At 73.0% G+C, this 17,748-nt stretch carries 18 protein-coding genes; 7 read left to right on the top strand and 11 right to left on the bottom strand.

Features of this window, described 5'->3' with window-relative positions; all coding sequences use genetic code 11:
• Window positions 1-25: 25 nt before the first annotated feature.
• Window positions 26-1,237, top strand: a complete 1,212-nt coding sequence (locus ABZY31_RS09000; RefSeq protein ID WP_356406425.1) for a cytochrome P450 — start codon at window positions 26-28, stop codon at window positions 1,235-1,237.
• Window positions 1,238-1,301: 64 nt separating this feature from the next.
• Here the strand turns inward: ABZY31_RS09000 and ABZY31_RS08995 are convergent, their stop codons facing one another.
• Entirely contained in the window at window positions 1,302-1,748 is a 447-nt protein-coding gene (locus tag ABZY31_RS08995) for a MarR family transcriptional regulator (RefSeq protein WP_356406422.1), read from the bottom strand.
• A gap of 107 nt (window positions 1,749-1,855) precedes the next feature.
• On the opposite strand from ABZY31_RS08995, the gene ABZY31_RS08990 reads away from it, so the two are divergent.
• Window positions 1,856-2,269 (top strand): nuclear transport factor 2 family protein, encoded by a 414-nt coding sequence (locus ABZY31_RS08990; RefSeq protein ID WP_356406419.1) that lies wholly within the window; start codon window positions 1,856-1,858, stop codon window positions 2,267-2,269.
• Between the two features lie 42 nt (window positions 2,270-2,311).
• Here the strand turns inward: ABZY31_RS08990 and ABZY31_RS08985 are convergent, their stop codons facing one another.
• On the bottom strand, window positions 2,312-3,886 hold the full coding sequence (locus ABZY31_RS08985; RefSeq protein WP_356406416.1) for an ABC transporter permease: 1,575 nt from the start codon (window positions 3,884-3,886) through the stop codon (window positions 2,312-2,314).
• Window positions 3,883-4,833: an ABC transporter ATP-binding protein gene (locus ABZY31_RS08980; protein ID WP_356406413.1), complete on the bottom strand. Its 951-nt coding sequence runs from the start codon at window positions 4,831-4,833 to the stop codon at window positions 3,883-3,885. Before ABZY31_RS08980 ends, ABZY31_RS08985 begins: the two co-directional genes overlap by 4 nt.
• Before the next feature lie 71 nt (window positions 4,834-4,904).
• Between ABZY31_RS08980 and ABZY31_RS08975 the strand changes: the two genes are divergently transcribed.
• Window positions 4,905-5,471, top strand: coding sequence for a MarR family transcriptional regulator (locus ABZY31_RS08975; RefSeq protein WP_356406410.1), 567 nt, complete (start codon window positions 4,905-4,907; stop codon window positions 5,469-5,471).
• 301 nt (window positions 5,472-5,772) lie between these two features.
• Here ABZY31_RS08975 and ABZY31_RS08970 read toward each other — a convergent pair whose 3' ends face one another.
• Entirely contained in the window at window positions 5,773-6,726 is a 954-nt protein-coding gene (locus tag ABZY31_RS08970; RefSeq protein WP_356406407.1) for a diacylglycerol kinase, read from the bottom strand.
• Between the two features lie 163 nt (window positions 6,727-6,889).
• On the opposite strand from ABZY31_RS08970, the gene ABZY31_RS08965 reads away from it, so the two are divergent.
• On the top strand, window positions 6,890-8,173 hold the full coding sequence (locus tag ABZY31_RS08965; protein WP_330331271.1) for an adenylosuccinate synthase: 1,284 nt from the start codon (window positions 6,890-6,892) through the stop codon (window positions 8,171-8,173).
• 269 nt (window positions 8,174-8,442) lie between these two features.
• On the opposite strand, the gene ABZY31_RS08960 is transcribed toward ABZY31_RS08965, so the two are convergent.
• The 3 genes from ABZY31_RS08960 to ABZY31_RS08950 all read right to left on the bottom strand — a co-directional run bounded on the left by ABZY31_RS08960 (window position 8,443) and on the right by ABZY31_RS08950 (window position 10,712).
• On the bottom strand, window positions 8,443-9,276 hold the full coding sequence (locus tag ABZY31_RS08960) for a DUF1906 domain-containing protein (RefSeq protein WP_356406404.1): 834 nt from the start codon (window positions 9,274-9,276) through the stop codon (window positions 8,443-8,445).
• A gap of 783 nt (window positions 9,277-10,059) precedes the next feature.
• A complete protein-coding gene (locus ABZY31_RS08955) occupies window positions 10,060-10,491 on the bottom strand; it encodes a hypothetical protein (protein ID WP_356406401.1) in 432 nt (143 codons plus the stop codon).
• Complete coding sequence (locus tag ABZY31_RS08950) at window positions 10,488-10,712, bottom strand: hypothetical protein (protein WP_356406398.1); 225 nt, start codon at window positions 10,710-10,712, stop codon at window positions 10,488-10,490. Before ABZY31_RS08950 ends, ABZY31_RS08955 begins: the two co-directional genes overlap by 4 nt.
• A 155-nt stretch (window positions 10,713-10,867) precedes the next feature.
• Here ABZY31_RS08950 and ABZY31_RS08945 point away from each other — a divergent pair, with 155 nt between their 5' ends.
• Both ABZY31_RS08945 and ABZY31_RS08940 read left to right on the top strand, forming a co-directional pair.
• Window positions 10,868-11,188, top strand: a complete 321-nt coding sequence (locus tag ABZY31_RS08945) for an antibiotic biosynthesis monooxygenase (RefSeq protein WP_356406395.1) — start codon at window positions 10,868-10,870, stop codon at window positions 11,186-11,188.
• Window positions 11,185-12,423 carry a helix-turn-helix domain-containing protein gene (locus ABZY31_RS08940; RefSeq protein WP_356406392.1) on the top strand — a complete coding sequence of 413 codons (1,239 nt, stop codon included), beginning with the start codon at window positions 11,185-11,187 and terminating at the stop codon, window positions 12,421-12,423. Before ABZY31_RS08945 ends, ABZY31_RS08940 begins: the two co-directional genes overlap by 4 nt.
• Before the next feature lie 107 nt (window positions 12,424-12,530).
• Here ABZY31_RS08940 and ABZY31_RS08935 read toward each other — a convergent pair whose 3' ends face one another.
• From ABZY31_RS08935 to ABZY31_RS08920, 4 genes are all read right to left on the bottom strand, one after another.
• On the bottom strand, window positions 12,531-13,406 hold the full coding sequence (locus tag ABZY31_RS08935; RefSeq protein ID WP_356406389.1) for an alpha/beta hydrolase: 876 nt from the start codon (window positions 13,404-13,406) through the stop codon (window positions 12,531-12,533).
• Between the two features lie 194 nt (window positions 13,407-13,600).
• Window positions 13,601-14,908: a kynureninase gene (gene kynU, locus ABZY31_RS08930; protein WP_356406386.1), complete on the bottom strand. Its 1,308-nt coding sequence runs from the start codon at window positions 14,906-14,908 to the stop codon at window positions 13,601-13,603.
• Window positions 14,901-15,749 carry a tryptophan 2,3-dioxygenase family protein gene (locus tag ABZY31_RS08925; RefSeq protein ID WP_356406383.1) on the bottom strand — a complete coding sequence of 283 codons (849 nt, stop codon included), beginning with the start codon at window positions 15,747-15,749 and terminating at the stop codon, window positions 14,901-14,903. The genes kynU and ABZY31_RS08925 overlap by 8 nt, the downstream gene beginning before the upstream one ends.
• 165 nt (window positions 15,750-15,914) lie before the next feature.
• A complete protein-coding gene (locus tag ABZY31_RS08920) occupies window positions 15,915-16,328 on the bottom strand; it encodes a DUF3151 domain-containing protein (protein ID WP_356406381.1) in 414 nt (137 codons plus the stop codon).
• 147 nt (window positions 16,329-16,475) lie between these two features.
• Between ABZY31_RS08920 and ABZY31_RS08915 the strand changes: the two genes are divergently transcribed.
• Window positions 16,476-17,723, top strand: a complete 1,248-nt coding sequence (locus tag ABZY31_RS08915; protein ID WP_356406378.1) for a transposase — start codon at window positions 16,476-16,478, stop codon at window positions 17,721-17,723.
• The last annotated feature ends 25 nt before the right edge of the window (window positions 17,724-17,748 follow it).

Below are 17,748 nucleotides of genomic sequence, written 5' to 3'. Positions count from 1 at the left end.
AGGCGCCGCTGCCTAAGGTACGGGGATGGACTTCGATCCGTGGGACGCCGCATTCGTCGCCGATCCGTACCCGGCCTACCGGGAATTGCGCGAGCGCGGGCGGGCGGTGTGGTGCGAGGCCACCGGGCAGTGGTTGATCCCGCACTACGCGGACGTGAACGCGCTGCTGCGGGACCGGCGGCTGGGGCGGACGTACCTGCACCGCTTCACCCACGAGGAGTTCGGGCGCACCGCGCCGCCGCCGGAGCACGAGCCGTTCCACGTCCTCAACGGCAACGGGCTGCTGGACCTGGAGGACCCCGCGCACGCGCGGGTACGCCGCCTCGTCGCGAAGGCGTTCACGCCGCGCACCGTGGAGCGGCTCGTGCCCGCCGTGCAGCGCCTCGCCCGCGAGCTGACCGCCCGGTTCGTCGCGGCGGGCGGCGGGGACCTGCTCACCGCGGTCGCCGAGCCGCTCCCGGTGGCGGTGATCGCCGAGCTGCTCGGCATCCCGCAGGAGGACCGGGCGCCGCTGCGACCCTGGTCGGCGGACATCTGCGGGATGTACGAGCTGCGGCCCGGGCCCGAGAGCGCCGCTCGGGCGGTCCGCGCGAGCCTGGAGTTCAGCGCGTACCTGCGCGACCTGATCGCGCAGCGCCGCACGTCCCCGGGTCCGGACCTGATCTCCGCCCTGATCGCCGCGCACGACGAGGAGGGCGGCGGCCGGCTCAGCGAGCAGGAGATGATCTCCACCTGTGTCCTGCTGCTCAACGCGGGACACGAGGCCACCGTGAACACCACCGCCAACGGCTGGTGGGCCCTTTTCCGCAATCCCGGGGCGCTCGACCGGCTCCGCGCCGGCAATCCCGAAAAGTTGTCCACAGCTGTGGATGAACTCATGCGGTACGACACCCCGCTCCAGCTGTTCGAGCGCTGGGTGCTCGACGACATCCGGGTCGGGGACACCGTCATCCCGCGCGGCGCCGAGGTGGCGCTGCTCTTCGGCTCCGCCAACCGCGACCCGGCCCGCTTCACGCGCCCCGACGAACTGGACCTCTCGCGCACGGACAATCCGCACCTGAGCCTCGGGGCGGGAATCCACTACTGCCTCGGCGCCCCACTCGCCCGGCTGGAACTCATCGCCTCCTTCGGGGCGTTGCTCGACCCGGCCTTCCCACCCCTGCGCCTGACGCGCGAGCCGCAATGGCGGGACGGCTACGTGATCCGCGGCCTGCGGGAGCTGCTCGTCGAATGCTGAGCCGAACACCGAGCCGAGTACCGACTAGTGCGACTCGGCACACCTCGGCCCTAAGTCCCAAGCCCTAAGCACTGAAGGGGCCTTCGTCGACGAACCTGCGCAGTTGGCGGGCGAACGACCGCGCCTCCTCCTGCGGCCATGAGCTGAGCGACGCCTCGATCCGGTCGGCGAGGCGCTGCCGCATCGTTTCCACCGTGCGCGCGCCCTCTTCGGTGAGGGCCAGGAGGACGGCCCTGCGGTCGGCGGGGTCCGGTTCGCGACGGACCAGTCCGCCGCTTTCCAGCCGGGACGCGCGCCTGCTGACGCCGGAGCGGTCCAGGCCCACTTCGACGGCCAGGTCGGCGGCGCTGCGCGGGCCGGTTCTGGCGAGGCCGCTGAGGACGGGGTAGGTGACCTCGTCGACGGCTTCGCCGAGGTTCTCGGTCAGGGCCTGGTAGAGCCCGGCTCTGAGGGTGCGTTTGAGCAGGTCGCCCAGAGCGTCGGCGACCGCGTGACCCGTTTCGTTGTCCACATCCCGAAGAATAGCGTGCGCAGCGCACGCGATAGGGATAGTCTCCTCCCTGAAGCGTGCGTCACGCACGCAACTCCGTGCAGGGACTCTTCGACCATGGAGACACCATGAGCAGCAGCACCCACGCCCCCGCCCGCACCGACATCGCCACCGCTCTCGGCGAACTGCTCTTCTCCCCGGAGTCCGACCTCCACGAGGTCGCCGACCGGCACTTCGCGCCCGGCTACCGGCAGCGCACGGACGGCGCCTGGGCCGACCGGGCCGGGTTCCTGGAGCACATCGCCCACCTGCGCACCGTGGTGGCCGAGGGCAGCGTCGAGGTGCACGAGGAGCTGACCGACGGGACCCTGTACGCCGACCGCCACACCGTCCGCGCCACCAAGAAGGACGGCTCCACCGTCCGCATGGAGGTCTACCTCTTCGGCGAGTTCGCCCCCGACGGCCGGTTCCTGCGCATCGAGGAGACCACCCTCATGCTGGACGGCGACCCGGCCGACCGGAACCTCGGCAGCGCCCGCTGAGCCCCCGCCCCCAGAGCCCCGGCCCCAGGACCCCCGCCCCCGTCAACCCACCAGGTCGCGCCGCCGCAGGGAGGCCAGGCCCGCCCCCGTGAGCACGGCCGCCAGCCCGGTCAGGGTCGCCACCGGTATCCACTCGACCGCCCCGGGCCCGGGCAGCCGGGGCAGGTGGGCGAAGGGCGACAGGTCCAGGGCGGCCTGCGGGAGGCCCAGCGCCGGGCCGACCCAGCCCAGGGCCAGCGCCGCACCCGCCACCGCCCAGGCGGCCACCGCGAACCGCGGCAGCGCGCCGTGCAGCAGCACCGCCAGCGCCCCGATCACCCACACCGCCGGAAGCTGCGCGAGGCAGGCCCCCACCGCCGCGCCCACGTCCCGGCCGTGCCCCAGGCCCAGGCCGAGCCCGCCCAGGGCCAGGATCAGCGCCGAGCCGCCGAAGGCGATCACCAGGTGGCCGCCCGCCCAGCGCAGGCGCCCGACGGCGGCCGCCAGCAGCGGTTCGGCGCGCTGCGCGCTCTCCTCGCCCCCGAGCCGCAGCACCGACGAGACGATGTACAGCGCCGCCACCATCCCCAGCATCCCGGCCATCGCCGCGAGGAAGGCGTCGGTCACTCCAGCCTGTCCACCCATCCGCTCGATGATCTCGCGGGTCTTCGCGTTGTCCCCGACCAGTTGGGCCACGCCTTCGGTCATCGCCCCGAAGGACGCCCCGGCCGCGAGGAACCCGGCGCTCCACCCCAGCACGCTCCCCCGCTGGAGCCGCCACGCCAGCGCCGCGGGCCCGCCGAGCCGCCCGCGCGCCGGTCCCGGCCGGGCCGCGAAGAAGCTCATCCCCAGGTCCCGGCGCCCGGCCAGGACGTACGCGAGCACCAGCAGCACCAGGCAGGCCGCGGCGAAGAGGCCGAGCACCCACCAGCGTTCGGCGGCGAAGGCGCGTACGTTCTCCAGCCAGCCCAGCGGCGAGGCCCAAGTCAGCGCCGACCCCCCGGCGGCCCGGCCCGCGTCCCCGGAGGCCCGCAGCACGAACGCCGCGCCCAGCACCGCGCCCGCCATCCCCTTGGCCAGCCGCGCGCTCTCGGTGAGCTGCGCGGCGATCACGGCCACCGCGGCGAACACCATCCCGGTCGCGCCGAGCGCGGCCCCCAGCGCCAGCGCACCGGCCGCTCCCCGGCCCGCCAGTCCGACCGCGACCAGGACCGCGACGAGCGCGTTGGCGAAGAGGGCGGCCAGCAGGGCGGCGGTCAGCGGAGCCGCGCGCCCCACCATGGCGGCGCAGAGCATCTCCTGACGGCCGCTCTCCTCTTCCTCCCGGGTGTGCCGGACCACGATGACGAGGCTCATGACCGCGGCGCACAACCCGGCGAAGACCCCGCCCCTCCACGCGCTGAGCGCGCCGATCGAATCGCCGAAGACGGGCCCGTACAGGGCGCGCAGCGAGCCGTTGGCGTTCATGGTGACAGGCAGCCGGGCCCGCTCGGCCGCCGTCCCGTACGCCGATTGCAGCGCGGCGGGCATGCTGAGCACCAGCAGCGAGACCACCCCGATCCACACCGCCATCAGCACGCGGTCCCGGCGCAGCGCCAGCCGCAACAGCCCGCCCGTCCCGGCGAGGCGGCCCCTCATCGCGCGCCACCCGCCACCGCGCCGGGCTGCTCCCGCACGTCCCCGGCGGCGTCCGCTTCCCCGTCCGCCCCCGTGTAGTGGCGCAGGAACAGCTCCTCCAGCGTCGGCGGCGTGGACGTCAGCGAGCGGACCCCCGACGCGGCGAGGGCGCGCAGCACGGCGTCCAGCTTGTCGGTGTCGGCCTGGAGGCGGACCGTCAGGCCCCGCACCTCGACGTCGTGCACGCCGGGCAGGTGCGCGAGGCCGTTGGGGGCGGCGGCCAGCTCGGCGGTGATCGAGGTGCGCCTGAGGTGGCGCAGTTCGGCGAGGCTGCCGCTCTCCACGGTCCGCCCCTTGCGGATGATGCTGACCCGGTCGCAGAGGGCCTCCACCTCGCTGAGGATGTGCGAGCTGAGCAGGACGGTCCGCCCGGCGGCGCGCGCGTCGGCCACGCAGCCGTGGAAGACCTCCTCCATCAGCGGGTCCAGGCCGGAGGTGGGTTCGTCGAGGATCAGGAGGTCGACGTCGGCGGCGAAGGCGGCGACGAGGGCGACCTTCTGCCGGTTGCCCTTGGAGTACGTGCGCCCCTTCTTGGTGGGGTCGAGTTCGAACCGCTCGATCAGCTCGGCCCGGCGCCTCGCGTCCAGTCCGCCGCGCAACCGCCCGTACAGGTCTATGACCTCGCCGCCCGAGAGGTTGCGCCACAGGGTGACGTCCCCGGGGACGTAGGCGACGCGCCGGTGCAGGGCGACCGCATCGGCCCAGGGGTCGCCGCCGAGGAGCACCGCGCTGCCGGAGTCCGCGCGCAGCAGACCCAGCAGGACCCGGATGGTGGTCGACTTCCCGGAGCCGTTGGGACCGAGGAAGCCGTGGACCTCGCCGGCCGCGACCGAGAGGTCGAGCCCGTCCAGCGCGTGGGTGCGGCCGAACGACTTGTGAAGTCCGGCGACACTGATGGCCTTCGTCATGTTCCGAAGGTACGCTGGTTTCATAATTTTGTGAAGATTGGAAATCGAGTAAAGTCGGGAGGGTGGCGGACATGAAGACGAAGACCCAGACGAAGAAGCCGACGGGCCCGGAGCGGGCGGACGCGGACGCCGCAGCCCCGGTCCCGACCCCAGCCCCGGCCCCGGCCCGCGACGAGGAAGCGGTCAACCGCTTCGTGGAGCGCTTCGCCTCGCAGCTGACCGAGGCGGGCATGCAGCGCATGGCTTCCCGGGTGTTCGCCGCCCTGCTGGCCAGCGACGTCGGGGCGATGACCTCGGCCGAGCTGAGCCTGGCCCTGCAGATCAGCCCCGCCGCGGTATCGGGCGCCGTCGGCTACCTCACGCAGGTCAACATGGTCAGCCGGGAGCGCGAACCGGGCTCACGACGCGACCGCTACGTCCTGCACAACGAGTTCTGGTACGAGACCTTCACCCGCCGCGACCAGATCCTCACCCTGTGGGAGAAGACCCTGCGCGAGGGCGCGGCCGGCCTCGGCCCGGACACCCCGGCCGGAAGCCGCGTCGCCGAGACCGCGGCCTTCTTCGAGTTCATGCACGGCGAGATGCTGGACCTGATGGACCGCTGGCGCGCCCACCGCGCCACCCTCGACCTGCCCTGACCCGCACCCTCCCCCGCCCCACCCCGCGCGCCCCCGGCGCCCACACCCAGCACCGGCCCCCCGGAGCCCCCTCCGCGAGCCACAACACCGCGTCCCCCGGCGGCCAGGGCCGCCCCGGGACGACCCGCCTCCCGAGCGGTCCCAGCGCCACCGGGCTCAGCAGCCGCCAGCAGCACCACCAGCAGCAGCAGCCCCCGCAGCCCGCGGCGGGGTGCTGCTGCGCCTGTTGCCGGTGTTCTGGTGGCCCGCGGTGGCGGGGGGCGCGCTCGTGCGGCACCTCACCTCACCCACCCCACCCACCTCACCGCGGCAGCGTCAGCCCCCACGCCCTCGGCCGCAGGGTCCACGTCCGGCGCCGCACCGGGCCGGTGTCGGCGTGGTCGGCGCGGTAGCGGAAATCCGCGCCCGAAACCGTCACGGACAGCCCCCGTCCGATCACGGCGGGCTCGGCGTCCACCATCCGGACAACGACTTCGACCAATCCGTCGCGGGCCTCCACGGCCACGTCGGCGACCGCCCGGTCCACGTCGCTGACCAGCACTCCGTCCGCCTCCACCCGCAGGCGAAGCCCCTGTGCGGGGACCGCCCCGCGGCCCACGGGCGGCCGTACCAGGGTCCGCACCAGCGACCGGCACGCACTCCATACGGACAGTGCGCCGGGCGCCCCGGGCGCGGCCGCACGCCCCACCCCGGCCCCGGCGACGGCGCCCCCGCCACCCCCCGCACCGACGGGCCGGCCGACCGGCCAACCGGACGGTGCGACTCCGGTCCGGCGACCGGGCGGACCACCCGGCCCGGCGATCCGCAGACTCCCCAGCACCACCCCGTCACTGTCGTCGACCAGCAGGTCACGGGTGCGCACGGCCCCGTCGAGCACCGCCCGCGCCCCCGCCACGGCGCCCACCGGAACGCCCAGCGCGCGGGCCAGCGACAGCGATCCGGCGGCGCCGACGGGCACCAGCGCGAGCGCCGCGTCGGCCAGCTCGCGGCGCCGGTGGAGCAGCCCCACGGTGCGCACCAGCGCCTGGTCGTCACCCACGATCACCGGCTGCCGATGACCCCGGCGGGCGAGGGCCCGCGCGAACTCCTCAAGGCTCTCGGGGAGGCAGATCTTCGTCGCCGCCCCCGCCGACAAGACATCCTTCGCGATCCGCACGGACTCGCCGTCGAGGCGGCGGGCGACCGGGTCGACGAGCACGAGCAGGCCGCCTACCGGCGCGCCCGCATGGCTCATGGTGGGCTCTGGAGCCGACACCTCGGTCCTTCCTCGGGTAGCATCTTTGTGCAAGAGGCCCTTGCGCTATTGCGCCAGGGCCTTCGTCTATTCCGGGGTACCGGTCCGACGGCTCAGCCTGCGGTGTACATCGTCGTACGCCCCCTGACCTTGGACATGCCCCATCCGGAAGAGGTGTACGCCTGTGCCCGCTCTTGTGCTGCTCGGAGCTCAGTGGGGTGACGAGGGCAAGGGAAAGGCCACCGACCTGCTCGGTGGATCCGTTGACTATGTAGTGCGTTACCAGGGTGGCAACAACGCCGGCCACACGGTCGTCGTGGGCGACCAGAAGTATGCACTGCACCTTCTCCCTTCCGGCATCCTCTCCCCCGGATGCACCCCGGTCATCGGCAACGGTGTCGTCGTCGACCCGGCCGTCCTGCTCTCCGAGCTGCGCGGCCTGAACGAGCGCGGCATCGACACCTCCAAGCTGCTCCTGAGCGGCAACGCGCACCTGATCACGCCGTACAACGTCACCCTCGACAAGGTCGGCGAGCGCTTCCTCGGCAAGCGGAAGATCGGCACGACCGGCCGTGGCATCGGCCCGACGTACGCGGACAAGATCAACCGCATCGGCATCCGGGTCCAGGACCTCTACGACGAGTCGATCCTCACCCAGAAGGTCGAAGCGGCGCTGGAGGGCAAGAACCAGCTCCTCGCGAAGCTGTACAACCGGCGCGCGATCGACGCCGCCCAGATCGTCGACGAGATGCTCGGCTACGCGGAGCTGATCAAGCCCTACGTCGCCGACACCACCCTCATCATCAACAACGCGCTCGACGAGGACAAGGTCGTGCTGTTCGAGGGCGGCCAGGGCACGCTGCTCGACGTCGACCACGGCACGTATCCCTTCGTCACCTCCTCGAACCCGACCGCGGGCGGCGCCTGCACGGGTGCGGGTGTCGGTCCGACGAAGATCAGCCGCGTCATCGGCATCCTCAAGGCGTACACGACCCGCGTCGGCGCGGGCCCGTTCCCGACCGAGCTGTTCGACGCGGACGGCGAGGCGCTGCGCCGCATCGGCGGCGAGCGCGGCGTCACCACCGGCCGCGACCGCCGCTGCGGCTGGTTCGACGCGCCGATCGCCCGCTACGCGACCCGCGTGAACGGCCTGACGGACTTCTTCCTCACCAAGCTCGACGTGCTCACCGGCTGGGAAGAGATCCCGGTGTGCGTGGCGTACGAGATCGACGGCAAGCGCGTCGAGGAGCTGCCGTACTCGCAGACCGACTTCCACCACGCGAAGCCGATCTACGAAACCTTCCCCGGCTGGTCCGAGGACATCACCAAGGCGAAGACCTTCGACGAGCTGCCGAAGAACGCCAAGGCGTACGTGAAGGCCCTCGAAGAGATGTCGGGCGCCCCGATCTCCGCGATCGGCGTCGGCCCCGGCCGCACCGAGACGATCGAGATCAACTCGTTCCTGTAGCCGGACCGGCGGCCCCGCGGGCCGCCACCCGGTACGACGCCCGAGGGGCGGACCGCCATACGCGGTCCGCCCCTCGTGCGTGGCGGGGCCGGGGGCGGGGGGTCGGTGAAGGCCTTGAGCCCCCTTAGGGTCGCCACCTGCGCGGTCGGCAGCGTGACGGTGATGCGCGTGGTTCCCGGCATGGCGCGAGCGTAGGGCGGCCCGCGCCGAGCGGGTGGGCAAGTCCCCGGGATCACCCGTCCGGGTGACAGAGCACGCGACGCGCGCGGCTACCGGGCCACCGGACCGTCCAGCCGGTTGCGGTCGATGGTGAGGGTTTCGCCGCCCCAGGTCTCCTTCACGTTGCCCGCGAACTGGTGGATGCGGGCGTCCTTCGGCCACAGGCCGGCGGTCAGCGGGCCCTGGTCGGCCGTCGTGTCCCGCTGGTCCCAGCGCGCGTACCAGAGTGCTTCGGGGAGCGGCGAACGGCCCGCGCGGGCCGCTTCGGCCAGGTCGCGGACGCCGGAGCCGAGGCTGGAGTAGAAACCGGCCCGGTAGCCGGAGGACTTCAGCTCCCGCGTCCAGCCCACCACCGCGTCCACGACGGCCCGGCCGCATGCCGCGGGCGCGTCCTTGACGGCGTACGACTCGACGTCCAGGTAGACCGGGCTGCCCTTGCCGATGCCGAGCGCGGTGAGCGCCCGTACCGCCTCGCGCGCCTGGGCGCGGCCCTGTTCGACGGCGCGGGCGGGCTCGAAGCGCTCCGTCTTGTGCGGGTAGTCGTTGCAGGGGGCCTGCATGCCGACGTGCGCGGGGATGAGCCGCCACCCCATCGCGCGCACCTGCCGGACCCACTCGGCGGTCAGTTCGGGCTGCGCGCAGTGCCGTTGGCTGCCGCTGACATAGATGCCGACGGCCCGGTAGGGGGAGGTCCCGTACCAGGCGCGCATCGCCTTCACGGGGGGCGCGGCGCAGGCGTCGAAGCCGAGGCCGTGCACCACCTCGGTGGCCGGCGGGGCGGAGGCGGCCGCGGGGGCGGTGGCTGGGACGGCGGCTGGGACGGTCGCGCCGAGGAGGGCGAGGGAGGCGGCGGTCAGGCCGAGGTTCCGCAGAAGAGTGCGCACCGACCGGGACCCTGCCGCCCGGATGCCGCCAAGTGGGGGACCCGTACGGCGTGTCGCCGCACGACCACCCCATCCGGTTTCGGCGTCCCGGGCCTTGACGCGGGGAGCGCCTTCCTTTGTACGCCGCCTGCGCATCCGGCACCTGTCCCGCCGGGCTCGGCTCCGCCGGGCGCGGAGCCGGATCCCTGCGCCCCATGGGCCGACCGCGTGGACCGGCACGCACAGGCGGCTGCCGGAGGCGGCCGGAGGCGGCCGGCCGCCGCCTCCGTTGGCCGCCAGCGGTCCGCTGTGGGTGGGCCGGACCACCATCGGCCCGCATCAGCGAACCTCGGCAGTCGGGGCCATCCACCAGCCGAGGGTGTTCCCGGCCCGACCCGGCCCCTCAAGGGCGCTCCTTCGTCGCGTCGCTACGCGATGGCCTGCGGCCACCCTTGACTGCCCGCGCCGGACCGGCAGGCAATGAATGCCTGGCGGAGGGCCCCGACAAAAGACGCCCAGGGGGAAGCGGTTCCCGACGACCGGGATCTCATCTCTCCGGCCTGGACAGGGGGCGCCACCGATCGCTACGCGCTCCTCCGAGCCGGCGACCGCAGGTCGCACGGGGCTGGATCGGGTCGTCTGGAAGCCCCGGCCGCGCCCGGCCCGGCGGAGCTCTGCGTGGGCGGTTCCCCGCCTGGCACTCCCGGCCCCGCCCCGGGACATCGCGTCAGCGGGTGCCCAGGACGATGACGGTTAGCGCGCCGAGCACGATCAGGACGTACAGGAGCTGGCGCAGGTGCTCGTTCACTGTTCCTGTTCCTGTCCGCGTTCCTGTTCCTGTTCCTGTTCCTGTCCGCCTGTCTCTTCCCGCTGTGCGCGGCGGCGGGTCTGGTGCTCGGCTTCTTCGGTGAGCAGGTCGCGGATCGCTTCCGCGAGGGCGACCGCCTTCCGCCAACCGTCCGGGAGGCGGGTCGCCGTATGCCACGCGGCCAGGGCGGCCGCGGCCGTAGGGGTTCGACGGCCTTCGGCCTTGAAGTGCGAGGACCGGACGCCATGAGCGAGGAGGCCGCCGCCTTCGCCCAGGTACGCCAGCCACTCCACGGTGGTCGCGCTGTCCGGCGGCTGCTCCGCGTGGGCGAGTACGTACGCCGCTTCCTGCGCGAGTCGCGACTCCCATCCGCCAGTCCGGATGGGGTCCTCTCCGGCCGCGCAGATCCGGGGCGCGGCGGTGTTCACAGCCGCACCAGGGTGTCCGGTGCCGCCGTGAACTCCAGGCCGTTCGGCGCGCGGACGAAGGCGGTGCGGGTGTGCTGCGGTGCCCCAGCGACCGTGCCGACGTACTCCTCGACCACGGCCATCAACTCACCCTCACGATCGGACCTGGGGTCGCGGACTTGTCGGCGCAGGTGGGGGTGGTCGACGTGTCCGAATGCTTCGTTCGTCGGAATCTGGCGCATCGCACATCTCCGTTCTTCTGGCTCCAGCCGCTCTATCACTGTGAGTAGTGGAATGACTACGACGTTACTCACAGTTTTTCTGTGAGTCAAGAGAATCTGTTACTCGCAGGAAATCTGTGTACCTGCGAGACTGTCTGCTACCGAAAGGAGCACGTATGAGCGAGGGATTCGGCCTGGTCGTGCGGTTTTCACTCCGCGATCAGGCAGCGGCGGCGGCTTTCGACGAGCTGTGCGCAGCGGCCCTGGAGGGCATCAAGAGCGCCGAGCCGGGAACGCTGACCTACGTGGTGCACGTACCGGAGGGTGAGCCGCTCGTCCGCGTGTTCTACGAGCTGTACGCGGATCGGGCGGCGTTCGACGCCCACGAGGCCCAAGCCCACACGAAGCACTTCCTCGCCGAGCGGGAGCAGTACCTTGCCGGTGTCGAGGTCACGTTCCTCGAAGCGATCAGCGGGAAGGTGGCAGCACAGCAGTGAGTTCCGAGGAGCGGCGCGTCTTCGGCGCGCGAGTGGCCGACCTGCGCAAGCAGCGGGGCATGACGCAAGGGGAACTCTCCGCGGCCATCGGGCGGACGGCGAGCTGGCTGTCCCAGGTCGAGCGGGGAATCCAGCCGGTGAACCGCCTTGATGTGCTGCGCCTGCTGGCCGACGGGCTCGGTGTGCCGCTCCAGGTGCTCGAACCCGCTGCCCCGCCGCCGGCCGAAGCCGAGCCGACGCCTCAGCCGGAGACGAACGACCTGGATCAGGCCCGCCTCGTGCTGTCCGGCCATCCTGCGCTTGGCGTTCTCCTCAGCCCGCGCCAGGACTTCCGGCCCGACACGCTGGACGATCTGCGGGCAGCGGTCGTGAAGGTCTGGGATCTCACGCACGGTGACCGCTTCGCCGAACTGAGCGCCGCTGTCGGCCCCCTGGTACCGCGGTTGGAGCGGGCGAGCAGGACTGCGCCGGCGAAGTACCTGCCCGAACTCCACGATCTCCTGGCCAGGACCTACCAGGCGCTGGCAGCCGCGTTCGTCCGCCAGAACGAGGCGGACGCCGCATGGGTCGCGGCCGACCGGGCCATCCGCGAAGCGGAACTGTCCGGCGATCCACTCGGTGTCTTCGCGGGCGTCTACCGCCTGTGCCACGCGTTCGTCCGCCTGCAACACCTCGACCAGGCCGAGCACGCGGCCGCGACGGCGGTCAGTGCCCTACAGCACCACGCCGAGGTCGACGAGCCCGCGCCACAGCACCTCTCCGTGTTGGGCTCGCTGCACCTGATGCTGGCGCTCGTCCACGCCCGCTCCGGTGACAGGCCGTCCGCACGCCGTGAGATCGATGCGGCCCGGGTCATCGCCCATCAGCTCGGCACGGACCGGAACGACTTCAACCTGGAGTTCGGCCCGACGAACGTGGAGGTCCAGGCGGTCTCCACGGCAGTCGACCTCGGTGACGCGGGCGAGGCTCTCGACATCGCCAAGGACCTCGACACCGCCGGTCTCTCCTCCGAGCGGCAGGCTCGTCTCCTCATGGACGTGGGCCGCGCACACGCCCAGCGCCGGCAGTACGCCGATGCCCTCGACAGCCTTCTGCGCGCCGAGGAGCTGGCCCCCGAGATGATCCACACGCATGTCGCCTCGCGGTCGGTCGTACATGACCTCGTACTCGTGGCGGGCCGTGCCGCCTCGGACGAACTCCGCGCCCTGGCCGAGCGCACGGACAGTCTCCCGTGAGGGCCGTCCGGTAGCGCGGCGCGACGGGCTCGTAGACCTCGATGGCCACGACGTCCATCGGTCGGTCGCTCCCATCGGCGGACCAGATGGCGTTCCCGGGGGTCCCGCTACCAGGCCAGTTGGGCGATTTCTTCTGAGACCACTGCGCAGGCGTCGGCCGCGGGGTCGATCAGGGGGAAGTGGCCTACGCCGTCCAGGAGGGTCAGGCCGACCATTTCGCCCGCTTGCGCCGCGGCGTCCACATAGGCCTCCGCTACTTCCGGCGGGACCACGATGTCGTCGCGGCCCTGTACCAGGGTGGTGGCGATGCCCGTCGGGAGGAGGGCGGCCGGGTCGGCGTACGGGAGACGGAGCTCGAAGTGTGCTGGGCCGCCCAGGAGTTGTGCGGAGGCGCCGCCGCAGACGTCGCGGGACTCCGCCTCGCGGAAGTGGGCGATGGGGGCCAGGGCCACCACGCCGCGCAGGGGCGGCGGGGCCGGGAGTCGCCAGGGGGCGGCGGCGGGCAGGACGTGGCGGGCGGCGGCCCACAGGGCGAGGTGACCGCCTGCCGAGTGGCCGGTGACGACCATGCGGCGCGGGTCGATGCCCGGGAGGGCGGTCGGCACCAGGGCGGGGAGCGCGTCCAGGGCGGCGGCGACGTCGTCGAAGGTCTCCGGCCACCGGCCCGCGATCGGGCCCTCGGCCTGCTGGTGCGGGAAGGAACTGCCGCGGCGGTATTCGACGTTGGCGACGGCGAAACCCTGGCGGGCCAGGAAGTCCGCGAAGGGGGTGATGTGGTGGCGGTCGTAGGGGGCGCGCCAGGCGCCGCCGTGCAGGACGACCACCAGCGGGGCCGGGCCTGGGCCGGCGGCGCGCGGGGCGTAGAAGTCGATGACCTGGTCGGGGTGTTCGCCGTAGGCGGCGGTGGTGTCGGGCTCGACCGGCGGGTGGGAGAAGGCCGACGCGGCCTCGGCAGCGTCACGTTCCACTGCGGGGTCCGTCATCAGCTCAACCTCCGGTAACGGGTGGGACAGCGGGGACAGCAGAGCCGGCGGGTACATGTGTTCCGGGCAGAGCGGGACCGTATCAGGCTGGAACGCGGCGTTCCGTGCCACCCCGGGCGTACGGGGGCGCATATGCGGGGGCGGGCGGAGCCTCAGCCCCGCCCGCCCCCTTGCCGTGACGTTTCGCCCCGACATCACCCGTATATGTGACCCAGCGTCCGGGCGGCCCGCTCCGCGTCGGCGAAACCGACGTACAACGGGGTGAAGCCGAACCGCAGCACGTCGGGGGCCCGGAAGTCGCCCACGACGCCGCGCGCGATCAGCTCGGCCATGACGGCGGAGGCGTTCTCGGTGCGCAGCGACACCTGGCTGCCGCGCTCCGCGTGCGCGGCCGGGGTCACCGACTCGACCGCGCCCTCGGGCACGTACGCCGCCACGCACTCCAGGAAGAAGTCCGTCAGCGCGAGGGACTTGGCGCGGACGGCCTCCACCGTCACGCCGTCCCAGGCGTCCAGGGCCGCTTCGAGGGCGAGCATGGACAGGATGTCCGGGGTGCCCACCCGGCCGCGGACGGCGCCCTCGGCCGGGGTGAAGCCGGGGGTCATCGCGAAGGGCTCCGCGTGTCCGTTCCAGCCGGGCAGCGGCGAATCGAAGTCCCGCTGGTGGCGGGCCGCGATGTAGAGGTACGCCGGGGAGCCCGGGCCGCCGTTCAGGTACTTGTACGTGCAGCCCACCGCGAGGTCGACGGCGTTGTCGTCGAGGTCCACGGGCAGGGCGCCCGCGCTGTGGCACAGGTCCCAGACGGTGACCGCGCCGGACGCGCGGGCCGCCGCCGTCAGACCGGGGAGGTCGTGCAGGCGGCCGGTGCGGTAGTCGACGTGGTTGAGCAGGACGACGGCCGTGGACGGGCCGAAGGCCTCGGCGGCGCGGTCCGGGTCGACGGGGACGACGTTCAGGCCGGTCATCCGGGCCGCGGAGGCGGCTATGTAGCCGTCGGTGGGGAAAGTGGCCGCGTCGACCAGGAGGTCGGTGCGGCCTTCGCCCGCGAGGCGGGCGGCGCCGACCAGGGCCTTGAAGAGGTTGACGCTGGTGGAGTCGCCCACGACGGTCTGGCCGGGGGCCGCGCCGATGAGGGGGGCGATGCGGTCGCCGATCCGCTCGGGGGCGGTCCACCAGGTGCCCTCGGACCAGGAGCGGATGAGGTTCTCGCCCCACTGGCGGGTGACGACGTCCGCCGTCGTGGCCGCGACGCCTGCCGGGAGGGCGCCGAGGCTGTTGCCGTCCAGGTAGACGAGGCCTTCGGGGAGGGTGAAGCGGGTGCGGAGCTTTGCCAGGTCGTCCTGGGCGTCCAGTGCGGCGGCGCGGGCCTGGAGGGCGGATGCGCCGGGGCTTTCGGGGCTCCGCCCCGTACCCCGCTCCTCAAACGCCGGAGGGGCTGGATGTGCCGGACCGGCGGCTGAGTGTGCCGGAACAGGGGCTGAAACAGCCGGGGTCTCAGACATGGCTGCGCGCCGTCCACAGTTCCGGGAAGACGTTCTTCTGGGCGCGCTTCTCCAGCCAGGTGACGCCGGCCGAGCCGCCCGTGCCCGTCTTCGCGCCCATCGCGCGGCGGGTGGCGACCAGGTGGTCGTTGCGCCAGCGCCAGACCAGTTCCGCGACGTCGGTGAGGACCTCGCCGAGGCGGTGCAGGTCGCCGTGGGCGTCCGGGTCGGCGTACAGCTCGGTCCAGACGGCTTCCACGACCGGTGAGGGCTCGTAGCGCTGGGTGAGGTCGCGGCCGAGGACCGAGGCGGGGATCCGCAGGCCGCGGCGGGAGAGCAGGCGCAGCACCTCGTCGTAGAGGCTGGGCTCGGCCAGGGCCTTCTCCAGCTCCGCGTACACGCGCGGCGCGCCGCGGTGCGGGACCAGCATCGACGCGGACTTCTCGCCGAGGAGGAACTCCATGCGGCGGTACATCGCGGACTGGAAGCCGGAGCCCTCGCCGAGGGCGCCGCGGTACGAGTTGAACTGCGCCGGGGTGAGCTGGGCGAGGGGGCGCCAGGAGGCGTTGAGGGCCTCCAGCTCACGGAGGGATCGTTTCAGCGCGTCCATCGCGACGGGGAGGTCGTCCTCGCGCAGGGCGCGGGCCGCGGTCTCCCACTCGTGGACGATGACCGTGAACCACAGCTCCATGACCTGGGTGGTGACCAGGAAGACCATCTCGCCCGGGTCGTCAGAGCGCAGGTGCTGGAGGTGGGTGAGGACGTCCGCCTGGACGTAGTCCTCGTACGGGGTCGTGCCGGCGAAGTCGAGGTTCGGGGTTTCCGAACCGCCCACTCCGGAGGCATCAAGGTTTTCCGACATCGCTGTCTCCTCGATATGAACTTCCGGGTAGCGGTCCGCCCCTTCCTGCTGGGTGAGTGGAGCTCCGGTCCCCTGCTCGCATCATAGGCCGGGGGCCCGCGGGGCCCGCCAGTGGAAGGTGACCACCTTCACACCTTCCCCGGCGGCCCCCGAGGAGCGCGGACCTCAGTTCAGGGTGTCGGCCGCCGTCGCCGAGGAGTCGCGCAGGAAGGTCGAGCAGCGCTCGTACTCCGCGTCCTCGCCGATGGCGTGCGCGGCGCGCGCCAGGGCGTGCAGGGCGCGCAGGAATCCGCGGTTCGGCTCGTGCTCCCACGGCACCGGGCCGTGGCCCTTCCAGCCGGCGCGGCGCAGCGAGTCCAGGCCGCGGTGGTAGCCGGTGCGGGCGTAGGCGTACGACTCCACGGCGCGGCCGGCCTCGAACGCGTCGTCCGCCAGGCGGGCCCAGGCGAGGGAGGAGGTCGGGTACTTCGCGGCCACCTCGGCCGGGTCGGTGCCCGCGGCGAGGGCCTCGCGCGGCTCGGGGTCGTCGGGCAGGTGGGTCGGGGCAGGGCCGCCGAGCAGGTTCTCGTGAATCGACATGCCCCCAGTCTGCGGTACTGGCGGGCCCGTGGTGGGGGGCCCACCACACCGGGCGCGATGTGTGTGCCCGGCGCACCTCCCCCCGTGCGGGGGCCGCACCGGACGGTGGGGTCGAAGGTCGACAGTTGACTTGACGGGGGAAACACAGTGAGCACGAGCACCATGTACAGGAGTCATGTCCCGACCCGCCCGCGCGGCCGTAGCGGGCCCGGGCGCGTCGACGCGGGAGACCGCGCGCACGAGGCGGCCGCCGATCTGTGCGGGGCGGTCTTCGGTTCGCTGCGCCGCCGCGACCAGCGGGAAAAGGGCCTGCAGTACGTCCGGGGGCTGCTCGCGACGCCCGGCCGCAAGTCCATCCGCAACATCGCGCAGCAGATCGGCGGGCCCGCCGCCGAGCAGAGCCTGCACCACTTCATCGCCGGTTCCACCTGGGACTGGCAGCCGATCCGCACCGCCCTGTCGCAGTACCTGGAGCAGTCCTCGCCGCTGACGGCCTGGGTGGCCCAGCCGATGGCGATCCCGAAGGGCGGGGAGCACTCGGTGGGCGTGGGCCGCCAGTACGACCCGCACCGCGGGCAGATGTTCCGCGGGCAGCAGGCCTTCGGGATCTGGTTCACCTCGGCCGATGTGGTCACGCCCGTCGGGTGGCGGCTGTACCTGCCGGAGGAGGGTCCGTCCGCGGACGGACCCTCCTCAGAGGGTCCGGACGCCGCCGGGTTCGAGGGCGGCGAGCGGTCCGGGGAGACGTACGAGGAGTGCGCGGTGACCGGGGTGCTGGACGCCGTGCGCCAGGTCGCGGTGCCGCCGCGGCCGGTGCTGCTGGACATCCAGAACATCGGCACCCGCTCCACGATGAACCGGTTCGCCGACGCGAAGCTGCCGGTCCTGGCCCGGATCAGTCCGGCCGCCCGGCTCCTGGTGACCGACCCGGCGCTCCCCGGGCACGGCGCGGGGACCCTGGCGGCGCGGGACGTGCTGCAGAACGTACGGGCGCTGCGCACGCCCGTCGAGTGGGCCGACCCCATGTACCCGGGCCAGCGGCGCACCTCGCTGGTGGCCGCGGTGCGCGTGATGATGCCGGACCCATCGCCCGCCCGGCGCCGCCACCTGACCCTGCTCGGCGAATGGACGGACGCCCGCAGCATGCCCACGCAGCTGTGGGTGACGGACCTGGCCCGGCCGGTGCCGGTGACCCCGGCGGTGCTGTTGCGGATGACGAAGCAGGCGCGCCGGGTGTCGGCGACCTCGGCGCGCAGCGTGCAGGAGGTCGGTCTGCGGGACTTCGCGGGGCGCTCGCTGCCGGGCTGGCACCGGCACGTGACGATGGCCTCGGTGGCGCACGCGGCGCGCTGCCTCTCGGAAACCGGGATGCCGGTGGGGCGGGACCTTCTCTAGGGTCGGGCCGTAACTCGATGGAGGA

Source organism: Streptomyces sp. NPDC006529, from assembly GCF_040611795.1.
In the GTDB taxonomy this organism is placed as follows: Bacteria; Actinomycetota; Actinomycetes; order Streptomycetales; family Streptomycetaceae; genus Streptomyces.
The sequence above is the reverse complement of the archived record's forward strand: the minus strand, read 5'-3'. Positions and strand labels throughout refer to the sequence as shown.